The organism is Prevotella pallens ATCC 700821 (assembly GCF_000220255.1).
Taxonomy (GTDB): Bacteria; Bacteroidota; Bacteroidia; order Bacteroidales; family Bacteroidaceae; genus Prevotella; species Prevotella pallens.
The window spans coordinates 856,614-877,927 of record NZ_GL982513.1 but is presented as its reverse complement, the minus strand read 5'-3'; the positions used below and the strand labels follow the sequence as shown (position 1 = coordinate 877,927).

Genomic DNA, 21,314 nt, shown 5'->3' with positions numbered 1-21,314 from the left:
CATTGAGGAACAATATATTAGTTAAATAATAATCTAAACTATTGTTGGGATACTCGGACTCGAACCAAGAATGACAGGACCAGAATCTGTTGTGTTACCATTACACCATATCCCACTATATTTGCGTTTCCTTTTAGAATTGCGTGTGCAAAGTTACTACTTTTTTAATGAAATGCAAAATTATAAGAACTTTTTTTCGAAATCTTATTTTGAGAACAATAATATATGGACCTACTCAATGCAACAAAGTGTCCACTACTAATAGTCCATCTAATTGTTTATCTATCATTTTAAAACATAAAATAAAATAGAATTATTTTGTTCTTCAATGCATTTACAGTATCTTTGCACCTTAATATAATAAAGAGTTTTAATGAATACAGAAAAAAAGTTAGTAGACACAATAATTGAAGGAATACAAGAAAAGAAAGGATATGGCATAGTTATTGCAGATTTATCGAAAATTGATGGTTCGATTTGTAAATACTTCGTGATATGCCAGGGTAATTCTCCACAACAAGTGGAAGCTATTGCAGGCTCAGTAAGCGATTACGTTCGAGAATATTACGGAGAGAAACCTATCAATTGTACTGGACTCGGTACAAATCAATGGGTGGCAATAGACTACGCTGATGTGCTTGTTCATATCTTTATTCCTCAAACAAGAGCGTATTACGACCTTGAACATTTGTGGGAAGATGCAACATTAACACAAATAGCAGACTTGGACTAAGACTGTTGCCATAAGAAAATTAATTTTACATCTTTATTAAATGAATTAAATGGACAATCAGAATCCAAACAACAATCCGAAAATGCCTAAGTTCAATATGAACTGGCTTTATGTAATGGCACTTGTTTTTATTGTGCTATTCTTTTCGTCAAAAAGTTTAGATAGTATATTCTCTACAAGTGAAAGTGCAACAAGAGACTATACCACTTTTGTGAACTATATTAATAAGGGTTATGCCACACGTGTTGTCATAAACAAAAAGGAGAGCACACTACAAATGTATGTCCGTCCAAACCATATACGAGACATATTTAAGAGAGGTGTAGATCAAGTTGGAGAATCGCCATACATCACAGTGGAGATAGGTTCTATTGATAATCTTGAAGTCTTTTTAAATACAGCACTTAAACAAAAAAAGATTTCTGGATATAGCTATGAGAATAAAGACGAACACGGTTTCACAGATATTCTTATAGGTTTATTTCCTTGGATTTGCATCATAGGTTTCTGGCTCTTCATAATGCGCAGAATGAATGGTGGCGCCGGTGGTGGTAATGGCGTATTTAGTGTTGGGAAATCAAAGGCTAAAATATACGAGAAAGGTGGCGAAATAGGTGTTACCTTTAAAGATGTTGCAGGACAAGAAGGTGCAAAACAAGAAGTACAAGAGATTGTAGACTTTTTAAAGAATCCACAAAAATATACAGAGTTAGGTGGTAAGATACCTAAAGGAGCATTGCTTGTTGGTCCCCCGGGAACAGGAAAAACATTGTTGGCGAAAGCTGTTGCTGGCGAAGCTGGAGCACCATTCTTCTCTATGAGTGGTTCCGACTTTGTTGAAATGTTCGTTGGTGTTGGTGCAAGTCGTGTTCGCGATGCATTCAGACAAGCTAAAGAGAAAGCACCATCTATTATATTTATTGACGAAATTGATGCTGTTGGGCGTGCTCGTTCTAAGAATCCATCTATGGGTGGCAACGACGAACGTGAGAATACATTGAACGCATTGCTTACAGAAATGGACGGATTTGGAACCAACAGCGGAGTTATTGTATTAGCAGCTACAAACCGTGTAGATATGCTCGACAAAGCTTTACTTCGTGCAGGACGTTTCGACCGACAGATTCATGTAGATTTACCTGATTTACCAGAGCGCAAGGCTATTTTCCAAGTGCATTTACGCCCATTGAAATTGGAGAAGAATCTTGATATAGACCTTCTCGCACGACAGACTCCAGGTTTCTCTGGTGCTGATATAGCAAATGTTTGTAACGAAGCTGCACTTATTGCGGCTCGACACAACAAGATTGCTGTTGGGCGACAGGATTTCTTAGATGCTGTAGATCGTATCATTGGGGGATTAGAGAAGAAAACAAAGATACTTACAGTTGCCGAAAAGCGTTCTATAGCACTTCACGAGGCTGGACATGCTACCATAAGCTGGTTCTGCGAATTTGCCAATCCTCTTGTTAAAGTAAGCATAGTTCCACGTGGACAGGCGCTTGGTGCTGCATGGTATTTGCCAGAAGAACGCCCTATTACAACTAAAGAACAGATGCTCGACGAAATGTGTGCATTGCTTGGTGGACGTGCTGCGGAAGAACTCTTCACAGGACATATTTCTACTGGAGCTATAAACGATTTGGAACGAGCAACGAAAAGCGCATTCGGAATGATTGCCTATGCTGGTATGGGCGACAAGCTACCTAATATTTGCTATTATAACAACGATGCAAGTTTCCAAAAGCCTTATTCTGAAACAACAGGTAAAATTATTGATGAAGAGGTTCTAAAAACTGTAAACGAACAATATGAGCGCGCAAAGGCTATATTAGAGGAACATAGTGAGGGACATGCTAAATTGGCACAACTCCTTATAGAGCGTGAAGTTATTATGGCAGAAGATGTAGAAGAAATATTTGGTAAACGCCCCTGGATTAGTCGTACGGTAGAATTGATGGATGCAGAAGAGAATGCAAAACTATCGCTCGATTCTATGCCTGAATGTGTTAAGCAAGCACAAGCAGAACACGAAGCTTCTATGAAACAAGCTGATACTGACGATACGGCAGATACTACAACTACAGATACTGACGATAAGACAAATAACAAGTCAGACAATAAGACGAAAGAATAAAGAGGAGAGGTTATGACTGATAAACAGAAAAATCTTATTACACGTGCCATTACAGGAGTACTTTTCGTGTGTGTTATGGTTGCAGGGTTTATGGCACCGCACTATATGATTGTGCTCTTTGCCGTAATTACTGGAATGACTTTGTGGGAATATACTGGACTTGTATCGCAGATAGAAGGTGTAAACGTTAATCGTTTCATTTCTGTTGTGGCTGGTGTCTATTTCTTCATTGCAATGGCTGGACTAAGACTAGGATACGTTAAAGACTTTAGTGTGTTTGTGCCTTACATTCTTACCATAATTTATCTCATCATAGCCGAACTTTATTTAAAGAACGAGAACCCTATTAACAACTGGGCATATACTATGTTAGGGCAGATGTACATAGCATTGCCTTTCTCGCTAATAAATGTATTAGCGTTTCAGCACGATGCGAATGGCAACATAATGGCAGATATGCTTTTACCATTAAGTATATTTGTATTCTTATGGACAAACGACACTGGTGCCTATTGCACAGGCTCTCTCTTTGGAAAGCATAAGCTCTTTCCGCGCATAAGTCCTGCAAAGAGCTGGGAAGGTAGCATTGGTGGTGGCATTTTTGTTATTGCTATTGCTATATTAATAGGTTATCTTACCGAAAATCCTACGGCACCTAATATGCTAACCATTCCACAGTGGATTGGGCTCGGCATTGTGGTGGCTATCTTTGGTACGTGGGGCGACCTCGTAGAAAGTTTGTTTAAACGCACGCTTGGCATAAAAGACAGTGGCAATATTCTTCCAGGCCATGGAGGAATGCTCGACCGTTTCGACTCGTCGCTCATTGCCATTCCTGCAGCCGTTATTTATCTTTACGTGCTCACACTAATATAAAATATATTTACAGACACACGTATTTAAAAAGGAGCAAAGTAGCCCATAAAGAGTTACTTTGCTCCTTTTCTCATTTCTACTATATAAAGGTTATACTGGCTCAACAGTATATAGGCAAGAACAGTATAAGCAACACCTACTAGTTACAACAAACTAAATGGAACTTTACTGATGTTTATGTTGCTTTCGTTTCAGATATCTGTAACAATCGGCTTAGATATCTGTAACGTTCGTCGCAGATATCTATCAATTGCGTTTTAGATATCTGTTATTCACAAATAAGATTTTATAACTATAATCGGCTCTAGTATTCAAAAAGTTTAAATAAAATAATACTAATTCGAAATAAATCTATACTTTTGCAATACATTAAATGAAAACATATACTAAAAGCATATATTTAAGAATAAATCGTTATTATAATTTTGACAAACATTAAACTTATGAGAAAACTCATTGCAATGTCGTTTATGACACTAATTTGCCATTGCATAATGGCACAAACACCATCTTATGTCCAATTAAACAATAGTTCGTTGAACAAAGCTAAAATTGTTCGTAACAATAAAGCAGTGGTAAAGAAAACTTTGCCCATTAAAAGCGAAGATATTATAAAGGATAAACCTGATGGAGAAGATATAGACAAGCTGCAACGTGCATCTATTTGTGCAGTTCCAGAAAATGGCGGAGCTAATTTCTCCCAACAAAGTTGCGGTTTAGCCAACTATGTTATGGGCAGCGATAAAAACATTTACATATTCAACGCACTTGGAAAATGCTACACTTTCTCGTACACAAAGTTGGAGCCAAACGGCGAAAACAAATATGTGTTACATACTCCACAAGCCATTGACACTGGATACGACGACAACAGCGAGAAGATTAAGCTTTATGCTACTCGACTGGTGCTCGCAAAAGATGGTGAAGACTGGGTGTATGTGCCTGAATACGACAACAACAAGAACTTTAAAGGAGATGTAAACTTTACGTTCAACAACGGAGTACTGACGCAAGAAAACGAAGGAACAAACATTGAAACAGAATTGCCAAATGTTATCATCGGACTTACCGATAACGATGGAAAGTGGTATGGATTTGCATCTTCGAACATTGTTATAAAACCATTCGAAGAGGAGCAAACTGAACTTCCAGAAGATGCAGAACCACAAAACTTCACTATGACTTACACTGATGTGCAAGGCAACACTAAAGAAGAAAACATAAAAATGGCAATAACAGAGAACGAAGCTTACATTCAATGCCCATACACATTCGGCAAAGACGAAGAAGATGCACTATGGATTAAAGGCGATATTAAAGGAAACACTGCAGTGTTTAAAACACAATACATAGGAATTGCCGAAGACGAACACGCCTACGCTTTTCTGCTTCCAGCAAAATGCTCGTTCAGAACCGACGACGAAGGTAAAAAACACATGCAAGCTACAAAAGCCGATGAAATTGTATTCAACTATGACAAAAACACCAAACAACTAACAAGCAAACCTAACAGCCTAATGCTAATAAACGAAGGGGGAGAAGACATTGTTGCATGGGCTGCATACGGAGAACCTACCATAAAAGCATACGACATGACTTTGCGTAAGCCTGCAGCACCTACCATACAAGAGGTTTCGCCCTACGATGAGTCTGACGGAATGAGTGTGAAGTTCACCATAGAAACCAAAGACGTTAATGGAAAATACATTATGCCCGACTATCTATATTATAATGTATACTTCGATACCGACACTAAACCTATGACTTTTACCGAAGATATCTATTCGGGCTTAGACGAAGATATGACAGACATTCCATACCTATTCGAAGACAAAGAGTTCTTCTACGTTCAAGGCAACACACACCTATTCTACGCAAAGGTTGAAAACTATGACAGAGTGGGCGTTCAAGTGCTACACAAGATTGACAACAACGTTAGTCGCTCCGAAATAGTATGGGCAAAAAATCCAACAACAAAGATATTCGGCGTAGAAAATAACCCACAAATAGAAAACATTACCTATACCGACCTATTGGGACGCAAAATAAATAAAAGCACAAAAGGCGTCAGCCTGAAAATAATAACTTACAGCAATGGAAAGAAAGAAACTAAGAAAGTAGTAAAATAATAGAACTACATAATAAGAATAACAAAACAAAAGGCAGCTAAACAAGCCAATATACACAACAATTCATATAAGCAGATGCTCGAAAAACCGAGTGTCTGCTTATCTTTTTATACCACCACCCATTCCACACATCCATTGATTTCCAGAAAAATACGTCTACACAAAACCAAATATATACACTAACAAAGCAAGAAAACATACCAAAGAAAGCGCAAAAAGCTTATAAGCTATTAACAAAAAGCTTATAAGTTATTCGCAAAAAGCTTATAAGCTATCTACATAAAGCTTATAAGCTATTAAAAAAAGCTTATAAGCTTTTTATAGAAAACTTATAAACAATTTACTAAAAGCTAATAAGCTTTCAGCCTCATCACACGCATCTTTTCGTAGAAACACAATACATACAAAATCCTAAATATTAGGTATTGCACAAACAAACCAATGATACTACCTTTGCAGCGTAAAGCTTACATCAATGAAAAGCTATACGAAAAACAAAGGTTCTCAATACTTTAGAACAAACAAAACAACAATTAAGAAAACAAAAAATGAAACAATTGCACCAGAAAACCAAGCATATACTAAAAACAATTATGCTTGTAACACTCACACTGCTACCAATAACAGCAAACGCAAACGGAGAGCTAAAAACAAATGCAAACATAGCAGGACACATAACCAGTAAAGCCACAGGCGAGCCAATACCACACGTAGCAGTACAAGTGGAAGGAACTATGATTGTAAGTGTTACCAATGCAGAAGGCTACTACCACTTAGAAGACCTTCCGCTGGGCAAACAAACAATAGAAGCCCGAGCCACCGGATACCACGCCGAAAAGCAAACCATAGAAGTGGAAAAGAACACAAAGCAAACCATAAACTTTGTGCTAACAACCGACGAAATAGCTTTAGACGAAGTAGTAGTGTCGTCAAACCGAAGCATATCGCTAAGGCGCAACGCACCAACATTGGTAAACGTAATAGACACACGAACATTCAACATTACCAATTCAACATGTCTGGCACAAGGACTAAACTTTCAACCAGGCGTTCGCACAGAAGACAATTGCGCCAACTGTGGCTTCTCGCAAGTACGCATTAACGGGTTAGACGGACACTATTCACAAATACTCATCGATTCACGCCCCGTATTCTCAGCCCTGCAAGGAGTATACGGATTAGAACAAATACCAGCCAACATGATAGAACGAGTAGAAGTGGTACGAGGAGGAGGCTCAGCACTATACGGCTCATCGGCAATAGGCGGAACCATCAACATCATTACAAAAGAACCATTAAGCAATTACGCCGAATTAACACATACCTTTACAGCCTACGAAGGAGGAAAAACATTCGAAAACAACACCACAGTGAACACGTCCATAGTGTCAAACAACAACAAAGCAGGATTCTCTGTATACGGACAAAGTCGCAACCGTGGAGGTTACGACAGAGACCAAGACGGCTACACCGACCTTCCAAAACTAATAAACAAAACCATTGGAATGGGCGCCTTCCTACGCCTGAACAACTATTCTAAACTGAAACTGCAATACCACGCACTAAACGAATATCGCCGTGGCGGTAACAACTTAGACCTACCTGTACACGAATCCAACATAGCCGAAAAGCTCGACCACGATATAAACGGAGGCTCACTCAGCTACGACCTCTTTACACCCAACGGACTAAATCACCTCACAGCATACACCTCTTTCCAACTCGTATCGCGCAACAGCTACTATGGAGGCACAGGCGATGGCTCAGACGAAAGCAAAGCAGAAGCCTTAAAAGCATACAGCAAAACACACGATACAAACTTAATGGGAGGAATACAATTTGTGCACAACTTCGGGCAACTCTTCTTTATGCCAGCACAACTCACCCTTGGCACCGAATACACTTACGACGCACTAAACGACCACTCACTCGGCTACAACACCATAACCAAACAAACCGTACGAACCAGCAGCATGCTATTTCAAAACGAATGGAAAAACGAACATTGGGGCATACTCTTAGGCGGTCGTTTCGACAAACACAATCTCATAAACCACCTCATCTTCAGTCCACGAGCAAACCTACGCTTCAATGCAACACAAAACATTCATTTACGCTTAACCTATGCAGGCGGATTTCGTGCACCACAAACATTCGACGAAGATTTGCACACAAGTATGGCAGGCGGAGAACGCATAAAAACCTATTTAGCAAAGAATCTTAAAGAAGAACGCTCTAACAGCTTAAGCCTCTCAGCCGATATGTACTATAACTTTGGCAATGTGCAAACCAACATCTTAATAGAAACCTTCTATACACACCTAAACAACGTATTTGCTCAACGAGTTTTAAACGAACACGACGAAAACGGCATTCGCATTCTCGAACGCTTCAATGCCAATCAAGCCACCGTCTGGGGTATGAATATAGAAGGAAAAGCCGTATACTCAAAATGGATATCTATGCAAAGCGGACTCACCGTACAACGTAGCCAATACAAAGAAGCCGTAGAATGGGACGAAGACGCACCAGCCGAAAAGAAATTCTTGCGTACACCAAACATATATGGTTACTTCACGGTGCAGTCGTCGCCCACTAAGCATCTGTCCATAGCACTCTCTGGCAACTACAATGGAAGTATGCTCGTAGGGCACGCAGCAGGCTCAGGAGTAGAAAAGCCAATAGCAGTGCAAACACCATCATTCTTCACACTAAGTTTGAAAGCAAGCTACAATCTCGATATTTACAAACAAGTAAAAGCACAACTCAATGCAGGCATTCAGAATATAGGCAACACTTACCAACGCGATTTAGACAAAGGGTGGAACCGCGATGCCTCCTATATCTATGGACCATCGCTCCCACGTTGCTTCTACATCGGAATAAAACTAATGTATTAAGCACACAGCTCTATCAACACATTTTCACTTTTATTGGCTATCGCTTGCTGTTTTCAAAAAAAAGATTTACATTTGCAAGCGATAGTCTAGCTATTAACAACCTTCTAACCAACGATACAATAAAACTATCAGCGGTATAATACCTAAAGACTCTCAAACTGTCTGCCCTACTCTATTAGAGCAGTTTAAACCCAGACAATACAGTTCATCTAATTATAAAACATTAAAACAAAAGATTATGAAAAAAAGAACATTACTTTCTTTTATGCTCGTCATTATGGCGACAATGTGGACAACAGCAATGCAGGCTCAAGAGTATTACGACCTTACAATTGCACTTGTACAAGTAACATCACGCAATTGCAACGACCTGTCGTTTATTACAGGTGTGAGCGGAACTGTAAAGTACGACAATGCTACGAAGACGCTCACGCTGAAGAATGCATCTATCAAGGTAGATAAATACAAGAATGCCATCTCGTCTAAAATAGATGGTCTGACAATAAAGGTTATAGGCGACAACTATCTATGTTCAGAGAACAACTCGACTATTCTGTACGAGGGTGCTGTTACCATCACAGGCGGCGGTTCTTTGGAAGCTGAAAGCCAAAAAAACTGTGCTATTTACGCCAACAAAAGTAATTTAACCATAGACGATTGCAATGTAAAGGTAAAAAGCTCAGAATATGGTATTGCTGGATATAACGGAACAACCGAAAAACTTGTTATTAAGAATGCTAATGTAACTGCAGAAGGAACAGATAAAGGTTCTATCTGCGACTTTGCTTCTCTCTCGCTAATTGGTTGTAAAATTTCAGAACCTTCAGGAGCAGCGTTCGATGAAGATATGCACTGCATCGCATTAGACGGAGAAAAAGTTACCGACAAAGTTGTTATTGTTAAAGATGCAACAGCCATTGAAACTCCTGTTGCTCACACCAACAATACACAGCAAAGTATCTACACACTTAGCGGTGTGCGCCTTTCTAACAACCTAAACAAATTGCCAAAAGGCATATACATTGTAAACGGTAAGAAAGTGGTTAAACAGTAAAAGCAACTTAACTCCGCATCTTTCTACGGTGCGGAGTAATACTCTTTCTATTATCCTATACTTACCTAACAATACACTTCGCTCATATAAGGGTTAAAGCCAACAGAATAATTCATTTTATTATTCACAATTAAAACAAAAGAATTATGAAGAAAAAAGCATTACTCACATTCGTTTTCGCTATAGTAGCGACAATGTGGACAGGTATGGCACAGGCGCAGACAGAAGATTATGAATTAATAATTGCCGGTGCACAAGTTACCTCTGACAACTGCAACGATCTTTCTGTTATTGATGGTGTGAAAGGAAATGCTAAGTATGACCCTGCTACCAAAACTCTTACACTTGACAATGTAACTATCCATAATACGGCAGAGACTATTTATGGAGTAGGCATCTATAATCTCGGTGAGAAATTGACAATTCATCTCATTGGTAACAACTCCGTTACTGCAGAGAAGAGTGTAGGATTATGGAATGGTAAGGACAATAGTATTATTTTTACGGGTAACGGTAGCCTTATAATAAATGCGTCAACTACAGCAAGTAATAAAGACTATCAGAAAGGCATCTTTAATCGAGGTTCTATCACCGTGAATGATTGTACTTTGGAAGTTTGTGCAGGAGAATACGGACTGTGTGACGGCTATTGGATATTTAACCATTGCAATGTACGCGTCAAAGGCGAAGGTATGAGCGACGATCAATATGCTGGTAGTATCAGTTGGGTATGGGATAATAAGCCTGAGTTCAGAGATTGTGATGTTACTGGACCTGCAGGTGCATATTGGAAAGAGTTTCAAGATGGTGAATATACTTACTACACATTATTTGGAAAAGACAATAAGGTCGTAACAGATTGGGTAACTATCGCGCCAGATCCAGCTTCCATCAATACGCCAATTGTGAATACGACCAATCAAAATCCCTATACACTTAGTGGAGTTCGTGTATCTGACAACTTAAATAAATTGCCAAAAGGCATATACATTATTAACAATAAGAAGGTAGTAAAACAATAAAAGCAATATTTTTTTGCATGGATACACGCTGCGGTGGTCTTTGCTTTCCTATATCTTTCTTGCTATTTGCACATAATTTACGTATATTTGCACGCAAAATAAAACAAAATAAACAAAGCAGAACTTTATGGCAATAAGTATCAGACTACAACAAAGCAAGTTTAAAGAGGCAAATCGAGGTGGTAAACGGCATGCACGAGTAGTAAGCAACGGAGAAACATCAACAGCCGATCTTGCTGCTGCTATCCAGTCAAACACATCGTTTACACGTGGCGAAGTTACAGGTATTATTATGGCTTTAGTAGACGAAATTAGCTACAATCTAAGTCTTGGTAACACTGTTGTACTCGATGGATTAGGTCGATTTCATCTAACTGTAGAAAGCGACCCAGTAGAAAACAAAGAAGACTTCGACATTAAAAAGAATGTAAAAGGAGTGAAGTGTAAATTTTTACCAGCAAGCCGTCGCGACCCTAAAACTCGCAAAAGCACACAAGACTTTGCGTCGGGCGTACAAGTTGTGTGGGCTGACCCTGAAGACGAAGAAGAATAATAATCCTCTTCCGTAAAGAAAAAGTTGCAAGAATAAACTTAAAAGAAACTATCGCCACACAAGTGGCAAAAAACAAAAAAACAACTATGAGGAAAACCTTACCCATTATAGCATTCCTGCTATCAGTAGCCTTGCAGGTATGCGCACAACAAAAGAATTATGACTTTCAAGAAGGCAAACTCTTTTATAAAATAACAGATGCAACAAAGCAATATGTACAAGTTACTACAGAACTCGATGAGCTTTTAGAGGCAACAGGAACATTGTATAATAGTCCTATAAAAGGCGATGTCGCAATTCCAGCCAACGTAAACTATCAAGGTAAACAATATACTGTAACTGGTATCGGCGACAATGCTTTTGGAGGTTGCACACAGGTTACATCGGTATCTATGCCTGCCAGCATAACCAGTTTAGGCGAACAAGTTTTCTTATCGTGCACAGGACTGAAACGCATCACAGTAGATGCAAATAACACCGTATTGAAAGATGTAGACGGAGTTCTCTTCGATAAAAGTGGAAATAAACTAATTGCGTATCCAAATATGAGGGCTACCAACTACGATATTCCAGAAGGAACAGTAGAACTCGGTGCTGCATCGTTCTTTATGTGCAACGAAATTAAAAACATCAACTTCCCTCCTACACTGAAGAAAATTGGTATGCTTGCCTTTGGTATTTGCTCAAAAATGAACGAAGTAACCATACCAGAAACTGTTACCGACCTTGGCGACTTCGCTTTTTATAATTGTACGGGATTAGAGAAAGCCATCATTAAAGCCAATATCTCCGAACTTAAACGCTATATGTTCAGCAGATGCACTGCCCTAAAAGAGGTTTCGCTACCTTCAACCATAGAGTTTATTCGCACTTGGGCATTCGGTAGTTGCGCAGCAATGAAAAACATAAAACTACCTGATAACTTAAAAGGTATAGAAGCCGAAGCTTTTAATGGTTGCGAAACATTAAGCGAAATCACTCTTCCAGCCAGTCTGGAACAGATAGGAATGTACACTTTCGATGGCTGTAAACAACTAAAATGTATTACTTGTCTTCGCGACACTCCATTAAAGGGAGCTGCTATGGGCGCTGGAGTATTTGAGAATGTAGACAAAATTGCATGCGAACTAAAAGTGCCTAAAGGTCATAGAAATGAATATGCTGAGGCAGAACAATGGGGAGATTTCACCAGAATATCAGAGCACGACCTTTCTGGTATCAGCACAATAATTAGTCAAGACAGCAACACACAGACAACTATCTTTACCATTAACGGACAACGCTTGCCAAACAATACACAACCTTCACACGGAATCTATATTATAAACGGCAAGAAAGTATGTGTTAAGTAAGTTATTTCATACACATAACACACACTGGTGTTTTGTTTAGTTCAACTATAGTGGTTGTTTTGAAGTTCAGAACAACCACTATTTGCTTATACAAACACCATAATCTTATCACCTTATGTAAAACATTCGTTTGGCAAATAGCCTGAAAATAAGTACTTTTGTACAATAAAAGCAACTGTAGCAATATGAATATACCATCTAATCAAAGCGAAGAAGGAAAGAAAAGAATTGAGGAATTAGATTTTCTCAAGGCTCTGTTCATTCTCCTAATGATAACTTTTCATCTTGCCTATATCGGCGATGGCTATCCTTATCTGAAGAGTTTCGTCTACACATTCCACATGCCTGGTTTTCTTATTATATCGGGCTATCTGTCGAAAGTAGGCAAGCCTATAAAAAGTTATTGCCAAACAGTATTGTGGCTTGCCGTGCCCTACATTATTATGGAGATGGGATATGTAGCTATGGCATCGCTGCTGCCAATAAAAGACCATATACCAACGCTATCAATAGAGGTAATGCTCAACAAGCTATGCCTTCGTCCGTTAGGCCCGTATTGGTATCTGCACACCCTGATAATCTGTGGAACGCTTTACTTTTCTGTATTCCGATGGGCAAAAGCCTCAGCTTTTTCACGCCTTATAATCTTAGGAATAGCTTATTATGTCCTTTCTCTATCAGGAATTATCTCGTTTACATGTGCAATGTATTTCCTTGTTGGTGTTCTTGTTCGTCAAAGTTCACTTTCCTTTCTTACCATATTCCGCAGGTCGTGGTGGTCGCTTGTAGTCTTGGCAATTCTTTATTTCTATCCTTCGGCATTCAATAGAGCAACGATAGGAGGTGTTATGATAGTCTATTTCGTGTTTTCTTTCTTGCTAACTGTGTTTCCATACGTCCCAATTAAATCGAAAGAAATACTGTTGTTTTTAGGGCGCAACTCTTTGATTCTATACATCTTCTCGCCCATATTCACATTATGCTGCAAAGTGTTTATACCTTATTTATCTTTCGATTCAACACGCTTGTTGTTTCTTTGCATCTCGTTACCCATCTGTGTAATCGGTAGTCTTGGCATCTGCAAAGTCTTAGACCTGCTGCATCTTTCACCATTCCTATTCGGACGAAAACATGCCCTAACCAGTTTCAACAGTAGCAAAGAACAAGTATATAGTAAGTAACAAGAACAAAATACAGCATGATACTTATGCGCTTTAATTCAAGAGAACATAATTTGGAATTTAGCAAAAGAAATGGAAACAAAAGATAAGATATACGGTACTATTTTCGGACAAGCCATTGGCGATGCACTCGGTCTGGGCACTGAATTCCTGTCGAAGACAGAAGTAAGGGAGAAGTATCCTGATGGACTGAAAGAATACAGCCAAATCATCAGAGACTACCATAGAGCAAAGTTCCAGCCAGGCAGTTGGAGTGACGATACGGATATGATGCTGTGCATTGCCAATGCTATTATCGAGGATAAGGGCATAAATCTGCACACCATTGCAAGGAATTTCAAGCAGTGGGTCTATGCTCCCGAAACACGTGGTGTAGGACAAACCACCCTTAAAGTGCTGTCGATAGCCGAATATGTGGAGAAACCACACCAAGTGGCAGAACTGATTTGGCGAATGACACGAACAAAAAATGCAGCCAACGGTTCTGTAATGCGCACTGCAATAATAGGATTAAAGAAGGAGAATGTGGCACAAACAGCAGAAGATGTCTGTAAACTTACCCATTTCGACCCGCGCTGTGTGGGTTCTTGCGTTATTGTTTCTGAAATTATAAACCACTTAATATGGCACGACGAACAGCTTTCCTACTCACAGATAATGACAATCGGCAACAAATACGATAAAAGCATCGCAGAATATATCGACAAGGCATACTATAACGGCATTGAGAGTCTGGAACTTGACGAGCCTTCGAGCATAGGATACACGCTAAAGGCTCTGGGTTCAGCATTATGGTGCCTGTTTCATGCAAACGACTTTGAAGAGGGCTTGCTCAGAGTAGTTAATGAGGGTGGCGATGCCGACACCAACGCTGCTGTGGCCTGTGCTATGCTCGGAGCAAAGTTTGGCTATACTTCCATTCCACAGAAATATACTGATGGATTGACAAGAAAAAGTGATTTGATGCGCATTACCAACTATTTAATGCAAATTGATATCTAAGGAACAACACCATCATTTCTGCATCGTATTAACATACGATAATTTCAGTGTATATTTCCGTTTGTGAGAAATAATAATTATATTTGCAATACTATTACATCAGTGTTGATTACACTTAAGAACCTATACAGAGGGCAGTGAAAGGGAGTCGGCTGCCTTACCTTAACAAAATAGTTACTCCCCTATTTAATAACTATAATCTATTGGAAATATGGGAAAAAAGCATTTACATGTAATCGGTTTCTTGCTTGCGGCATTATTCCTGTCTATGCCTACCAAGGCTCAAACACTGGAAAATACGTACAAGAGGCTACGATTGAACCAACAAAAAGCACCTGCCGGAAATTTACCTCCGGAACTGAAAGGGTTGGAGTTTGACGATTTCTATGGAGCAAACTATTTCCCACAGAAGGTGGAAGAACCCTACGCACCTATCTTTTATGTGTTCTATATGGACAATCAGTCGAACACTACCATCAATACGGTGGAATTTGAATATTGGTTCGACAACGACCGAACAAATGTCAAGTACAAGACACGCAACGATATTCAGCTCGCTCCGGGACAGTCGATGGAAGACGGTGTGGGCTTTATCTCGTTCGAAGCTCCGAACGACACACGCCCACACATCATTACCATAAAGCCTTACAAGGTAAATGGTATGGAAGTAGACATGGGTGTGCGCGTAAAGCCTTTCCGTCAATACTTTGTTGAAGGAACCTACCGCATGCCGACACACTATGTAGAGGTTTTTGCAGACCCTACCGACAAAAAGGCATACGACCTTTATCGTGGACTTGCAACAAGCATCGTAACCCTGCAACACAAAACAAAGAAGAAGAACTGCTACGAGCTGGTAACGTTCGTGAGCCAAGCTGGCGAAGCAACATTCAAGGCAAGCCAACAGGAAAACAAATTGGCAAAGATGTATAAGATTGGAGAAATGCCAAGAATGATGGTGAACAGAAACTTGATGACACCATACGGAACACTGAACAACCACACACAGCTGGAAGACCTCAGCACCTATTCGCCCGCAATGAAGATTAGTTCAAAGGTTACTGACGTTTACGAATACTTGCTACAACGTGGTTTCTACGGTCCTGCCTTTGCGCAAATGACTCCTTCTGTAACAAAGAACAGCGATGGAAAGTTTGTTTGTAGCATCACCGGTCAGGTATCCGAGCAACAGGAAACAAAGGGGTTGCGTATGAATGTATATCTCGTAGAGAACAACTTTATTCCTGAAACCGATGAAGACGGCTACGTGGAAATCCCCGACGGCACCGTGTATAATAAGTTTGTAAAGATGATTAGCCCAGTGGAAGGCTACGAACTCAAGGTAAACAACGACCGAACATACACCTTTGCTACCGAACCATTTGCCATCGAAGACTTCGAAGCTGACAAGTATCGCCTCGTTGCTTCCATCATAGACCCTTGTACCGAGCAGCCTTACTTGGCTTCTGTACTTCAGTCTTGCGGCATAAACGTTACCAACGAGCAACCTGCCGAGGTTACTATGACTACCGCACAAGCATCTGGCGAAATCAGTTTTACCCTCGCTGCGAAAGAGGCTAACACGCCTATTACCATCGACTGGGGCGACGGCATAGAAGTGAACTACACACTTGGCACTGATTTCAGTGAGATAAAGTCGGACGTAAAGGGTACAAACCTAAAGATAAAGGGTAACATTACGAAGTTGAATTGTATGGCAAACAAGCTGAAGGTGTTAGATGTATCGAACTGTCCAAAGCTGGAAGTGCTGCAAGCTGCTTACAATTACTTGTCGGAACTCGATTTAACCCACAGCACCGAACTGCAAAATCTTGAGATATTCGGCAGCAACAGTATTTCGGAGCTCGACCTTTCGCACTGCAAGAACCTCATCAGATTGGTGGCTTCGCAAAACTTCCTGTCTGATTTAGATGTCAGCAAGTGCCCTAACCTTACATACGTGGACTGCTCTCGTATGAAGCGCATCACAGAATTAGACTTAAGCAGCTGCCATAAAATAAAGCATATCATAGCCAACGAATGTGCTATCGACAAGCTCACCATTCCGCAAGATGCACCATTGGAAGAGCTTTCTTGCACAAACAACAAACTCACGAGCCTCGACCTGACAGCATTCACCCAACTCAAGGATGTTAATTGTTCAGGTAATCCCATTACATCGCTCAAGGTAAGCTCTCCCGAATTGCTGTCTTTATACTCTATGGAAACCAAACTTACAAGCATCGACCTATCGAAACTTGCCAAGCTAAAGTTTCTTATGCTCAAAGGAAACACAGGTATTACATCGCTCAATTTGGAGAACAACAAAGAATTGGAAGAACTTGGATTCAGTTCTTGCAAAGTAAATCAAATCGACTTGAAGCCTTTGAAGGGATTGAAGAAACTGTGGTGTAGTAAAAACCTATTCACAACGCTCGACCTTTCGCAGAATAAGGAAATAGCACTATTAGATGCAACCGAGTGTAAACTCACCACAATTGCATTCCCCGAAAATAATTCGACCTTAGAAAAAGCATTGCTCTCTAAAAATGCTTTTGAAGCCATCGCATTCGAAAATCTTTCTGCGCTGAAAGTCATCAACCTACGAACGAACAAGCTAACAAAGGTTGAACTGAAGGGCTTGAGCAGTTTGGAAGAATTAGAACTTTCTTACAACCAACTCCACAGCGTGAACCTGAAAGAATGTCCCAGCCTTAAACAGCTCGGCGTTACTGCCAACGGTATGAGTGCCTGCGAGCTCAACACCCTCTACAACCAGCTGCCAACATTGCCAACAATGCCTAAAAAGTATAATCTATACAACGGTACAAAGAAGGACGAAGCCGCATTGACAAGCAAAACCTCTATCGCAACGGAGAAGAACTGGAAGGTTTATGTGGAAGGAGATGGCAGTGGCTGCGCCGACGGAATAGACAATGCCAATGCCGACAACACACTCTCCATTGTCGCAAGCGAAGGTTTGTTGCGCATACACAGCCCATTTGCCCAATCCACCATACGTGTTTACACACTCGATGGAAAGCTTTTGGTACAACAGCATCTTAACCATCAAGACACTACCATAAGTGTTCCGTTTGACGGAGCTTGCATTGTTCGATGCACCGACGATATTAGCCAAAATATAACAACAACGAAAGTTGTGCTTTAATAGGAAAAACTTCAAGAGGGTGTGCCCAAATAGGCACACCCTCCATAATCTTTACATAACGCTACGCTTGTGCTACCTTACGGGTGTGGTTGTCCGCCACCGCCTTCGGGTTTCTTTGGGTCGGCTTCTTTTTCTTTGCCTTTCCATTCGTTCCACTCAATGTCTACGTCCGATAAACCTCGGGTAGACACCCTGCCCTTGCCTGCTCCACGATATCGGGTTTCGGGAATAAAGCGCACACGAACGCCACTAATTTGGTTCGCCGATACTTCTTTCTCCGTTGCCACACCGTTCTTGTTTGTAACAGCCGTAAAGTAGAACGAACCTACACCGTCCAGCTTCACCGAACGACCTTGCGCCATAAAGTCGCCCATCACACCGCCCAATGCCGTAAGCACTGCACGCACATCGGCAGGACTTACTGTCGATTCTGCTGCCAGACGTTTTGCCACTTGGTCTGTTGTTGCCGGACTCGATACTAAAACGGCTTTAGGATACCATTTGCCGTTCACTTTCATTTTGGTTTTCTTATAAAAAGCCATAATAAAAATTTGTTAAGCCGAAAGCCCCAATTGTTAATATCAACGAAATGTACTGCCGTGCCCCACGGGTCCTACTGCCGTGCCCCACGAGTCCTACACCCGTGCCTTACGGGTCCTACACCTGTCAGAATATAAAATTGTAGCCCTTCGGCTGAGTTATATAAATTGTTTGTTTATACTCGCATTTGAGATTTTCTTCAACACGAGTTTTTATTTGGTTTTATCCAGTGTATGTTTGCGGACGGGCGCGATAAATCGGCGCCCCTACGCCTACGGAATGTATGCTGCGATTGTTTATGCACAATCAATATTTATTCCACGAACACGTAATATTTACCCACGCACACCAACGTTTACACCACGTGCACCAACTGTGATGCGTGATTGCATTTATATAATTCGTGGGGACGGGCGCGATGAATCGGTCCCCTACGCCTACGGAATGTACGCTGATATTGTTTATGTGCAATCAATGTTTATTCCACGTGTACACAATATTTTTCCCAATATCATACCGCGGATTGTCCACGCACACCAATGTTTTATCCTCGTACACCCATTATGATATGTGGTTGCATTTATACAATTCGGTGTGGGTATTTATTTGTTTCATTAATTTTGTTTTTCATTTGTGCCATAGTATCTGTGCACTCATGATATTCTTATTTTAGAAGTGTGGCACCGACTCACGTCGCCACCACACTGAATTAAAATAGATTAACTGAAACTAATTGTATTCTATCAGGTGGATATTCCACCCTACAAATACTCTGTTTATTTGTTCACCACGTACACCTCTTTATCGTACGCCGAAAACACTTTATTCCTATATGTTTATTTATCTTGCGATGCTTCGCTATCGTCGTCATCGTCTAAAGAGAATGGGTTCTCTTTTGCCTGACCGCCACCGCCGGGACCTGCTCCCTGTCCAATAGGAATTGACAGACAAAACATTTTCTCTGTTTCTACACGATGATTCTTACACGTGGGTTTATTATATAATTTCTTTTCCATTTTCTTTCTCAAATTTAAATTTTATAGAACTTTTTGCCATTCACAATATACATTTGTCCGCTCTCAAGCTTATTGTAGTCGTTGCCCATTTGTTTACCATCTACAGAGTAGAATGGATATTTGCCACTCTTAATATCAGTATTCGTTTCTGTTTCAAGCGCTTTAATATCATCTGCAGTGTTATCGTCTTCTAATACCATAAAGAAACTTGGGGCAGCTACTGCACCCGTAGGACTGCTTATGAAGCAACGAAAAGGAGCAATAAAGTCGTTTGCAACACCACTTTGCACTTGCCACCACTTGTTACCATTTAGATAATAAGCCTTTTTGGCAAAAGCTTTATCGTTGCGTATCTTTAATGTAGTACCATAAAACTTCCAATTGCCATCGTTACTTGCAACAACAGCACTGTTCTCTACGTTTGGCGTTGCAGGTACAGTTACGTTGTGCATCTCTGGTAATGTATGACTTTGTCCATCTGTAATCTGAACCAGATAAGGGGTATTTGCTTGCAAACGAGTTCCATCGGGTAATGGTGAGAACATAAATGCCTTGTCGCCATTAATATCAGTGCCCTTGCTTGTTAGTGTGTAAGCACGCATACCAGTAGGCAGGTCGGTTGGGTAAGGCAGGTAGAGGGTGCTGACGGCCTTGCCTGCTGTGTTAGAGAATACACGGTCGTAGTTGGCTTTCTCGGCTGTGAAGCTGCGCGGGCTCTCGAAGCATTCCTCGTCGGTAACAAACAAATCACCGCAGACACCGCCACGGACAGTGTTTCTATATTTTTCGTCCTGCCAATTGTAAGGTCTACGGCTGTTTCCTATTGGTGTCATCTGCTCACGATATGGGCAAACTGCCTCTGATGCAGCATTGAGGAATATCAGCGTGTTGTCGGGTAAGTCATAAAAGGGACCGTCATAGCCAGCGGTCAGTGGGACGTTTGAGAAGTCGTAGTAGAGGGCTGTCTCCCATTGATTAGGGAATTCATAGGAATAGCCTGCAAAATAAAGATGTCCGAGTTTCGTTACTTGACAACCAGGTTCAACTTCAATTCGTTTGACAGAAGAATGTCCGAAACGAGTAAGTTCCTTTAATGTATTTGGAAAGATAACCTTATCATAGATATTTAGATACCATGTATCGAAATCTGCATAATATACAGGATATGTATTCGTACCATCACTGACTGATGATGGTACTCTAAGTACATCACCGGTATATCGTATCCATGTAACATTATCACCTCTAAGATTTGTCCCTGGCTCGGTAACGAATGATGGACCTGTTTGGTACAGTTTAGTAATCTTAGCTCCACCTGTACCATCAAGCTGAAAATCCCACTTAAGTCCTGCAGCGTCCGTATACTGATAAGTAGTCTGCGCAGATGTTTCTCCTGACAACAATCCTAAGAACAGGAGAATTAGAGTCGTAATCTTTGTTTTCATTTGTCTTTGTTATTGTTTGTTATCTTGTTTGTAAATAAAAAGCTGTCTTATATTCGTTTAGCGTAAGCACAAAAAAAGAGCAAAGGAAACTTACGGAAGTCCTTTGTTTACGATAGTTGCGCACGGTCCTTCGCGCGCGCGTACGAAAAAGTGTAAGGTTTTGTTTACGCCTGCATTACTAGAGAGAGAGAGAGAGAGAGAGAGA

16 protein-coding genes and 1 tRNA gene are annotated in these 21,314 nt (G+C 40.5%); 13 read left to right on the top strand and 4 right to left on the bottom strand.

What is annotated here, in order from left to right; translation table 11 throughout:
• Positions 1-44: 44 nt before the first annotated feature.
• Positions 45-115: transfer RNA gene (locus HMPREF9144_RS03260), tRNA-Gln, on the bottom strand.
• Between the two features lie 258 nt (positions 116-373).
• Between HMPREF9144_RS03260 and rsfS the strand changes: the two genes are divergently transcribed.
• The 12 genes from rsfS to HMPREF9144_RS03200 all read left to right on the top strand — a co-directional run bounded on the left by rsfS (position 374) and on the right by HMPREF9144_RS03200 (position 18,108).
• Positions 374-733: a ribosome silencing factor gene (gene rsfS / locus HMPREF9144_RS03255; protein WP_006044435.1), complete on the top strand. Its 360-nt coding sequence runs from the start codon at positions 374-376 to the stop codon at positions 731-733.
• Between the two features lie 49 nt (positions 734-782).
• A complete protein-coding gene (gene ftsH, locus HMPREF9144_RS03250; RefSeq protein WP_006044434.1) occupies positions 783-2,870 on the top strand; it encodes an ATP-dependent zinc metalloprotease FtsH in 2,088 nt (695 codons plus the stop codon).
• Between the two features lie 12 nt (positions 2,871-2,882).
• Positions 2,883-3,746, top strand: a complete 864-nt coding sequence (locus HMPREF9144_RS03245) for a phosphatidate cytidylyltransferase (protein ID WP_006044433.1) — start codon at positions 2,883-2,885, stop codon at positions 3,744-3,746.
• Between the two features lie 443 nt (positions 3,747-4,189).
• Positions 4,190-5,875 carry a hypothetical protein gene (locus HMPREF9144_RS03240; protein ID WP_146739271.1) on the top strand — a complete coding sequence of 562 codons (1,686 nt, stop codon included), beginning with the start codon at positions 4,190-4,192 and terminating at the stop codon, positions 5,873-5,875.
• A 548-nt stretch (positions 5,876-6,423) separates the two neighbouring features.
• Positions 6,424-8,775: a TonB-dependent receptor gene (locus tag HMPREF9144_RS03235; RefSeq protein WP_006044431.1), complete on the top strand. Its 2,352-nt coding sequence runs from the start codon at positions 6,424-6,426 to the stop codon at positions 8,773-8,775.
• Positions 8,776-9,013: 238 nt separating this feature from the next.
• Complete coding sequence (locus HMPREF9144_RS03230) at positions 9,014-9,829, top strand: hypothetical protein (RefSeq protein ID WP_006044430.1); 816 nt, start codon at positions 9,014-9,016, stop codon at positions 9,827-9,829.
• A 146-nt stretch (positions 9,830-9,975) separates the two neighbouring features.
• Positions 9,976-10,851, top strand: a complete 876-nt coding sequence (locus HMPREF9144_RS03225; RefSeq protein WP_006044429.1) for a hypothetical protein — start codon at positions 9,976-9,978, stop codon at positions 10,849-10,851.
• 127 nt (positions 10,852-10,978) lie between these two features.
• A complete protein-coding gene (locus tag HMPREF9144_RS03220) occupies positions 10,979-11,404 on the top strand; it encodes an HU family DNA-binding protein (RefSeq protein ID WP_006044427.1) in 426 nt (141 codons plus the stop codon).
• 86 nt (positions 11,405-11,490) lie between these two features.
• The gene (locus tag HMPREF9144_RS03215) at positions 11,491-12,756 is read left to right on the top strand and encodes a leucine-rich repeat domain-containing protein (RefSeq protein WP_040595544.1); all 1,266 of its coding nucleotides are present in this window, start codon (positions 11,491-11,493) and stop codon (positions 12,754-12,756) included.
• 185 nt (positions 12,757-12,941) lie between these two features.
• Positions 12,942-13,937 (top strand): acyltransferase family protein, encoded by a 996-nt coding sequence (locus HMPREF9144_RS03210; protein ID WP_006044425.1) that lies wholly within the window; start codon positions 12,942-12,944, stop codon positions 13,935-13,937.
• Positions 13,938-14,009: 72 nt separating this feature from the next.
• Complete coding sequence (locus tag HMPREF9144_RS03205; RefSeq protein ID WP_006044424.1) at positions 14,010-14,939, top strand: ADP-ribosylglycohydrolase family protein; 930 nt, start codon at positions 14,010-14,012, stop codon at positions 14,937-14,939.
• A gap of 211 nt (positions 14,940-15,150) precedes the next feature.
• Complete coding sequence (locus HMPREF9144_RS03200) at positions 15,151-18,108, top strand: leucine-rich repeat domain-containing protein (protein WP_006044423.1); 2,958 nt, start codon at positions 15,151-15,153, stop codon at positions 18,106-18,108.
• A 77-nt stretch (positions 18,109-18,185) separates the two neighbouring features.
• Here the strand turns inward: HMPREF9144_RS03200 and HMPREF9144_RS03195 are convergent, their stop codons facing one another.
• Positions 18,186-18,650 (bottom strand): HU family DNA-binding protein, encoded by a 465-nt coding sequence (locus HMPREF9144_RS03195; RefSeq protein ID WP_006044422.1) that lies wholly within the window; start codon positions 18,648-18,650, stop codon positions 18,186-18,188.
• A 277-nt stretch (positions 18,651-18,927) separates the two neighbouring features.
• Between HMPREF9144_RS03195 and HMPREF9144_RS13240 the strand changes: the two genes are divergently transcribed.
• Positions 18,928-19,215: a hypothetical protein gene (locus HMPREF9144_RS13240; protein WP_006044421.1), complete on the top strand. Its 288-nt coding sequence runs from the start codon at positions 18,928-18,930 to the stop codon at positions 19,213-19,215.
• Positions 19,216-19,484: 269 nt separating this feature from the next.
• On the opposite strand, the gene HMPREF9144_RS03190 is transcribed toward HMPREF9144_RS13240, so the two are convergent.
• Positions 19,485-19,664, bottom strand: a complete 180-nt coding sequence (locus HMPREF9144_RS03190) for a hypothetical protein (RefSeq protein WP_006044420.1) — start codon at positions 19,662-19,664, stop codon at positions 19,485-19,487.
• Between the two features lie 14 nt (positions 19,665-19,678).
• Complete coding sequence (locus HMPREF9144_RS03185; RefSeq protein ID WP_006044419.1) at positions 19,679-21,109, bottom strand: hypothetical protein; 1,431 nt, start codon at positions 21,107-21,109, stop codon at positions 19,679-19,681.
• Between the last annotated feature and the right edge of the window lie 205 nt (positions 21,110-21,314).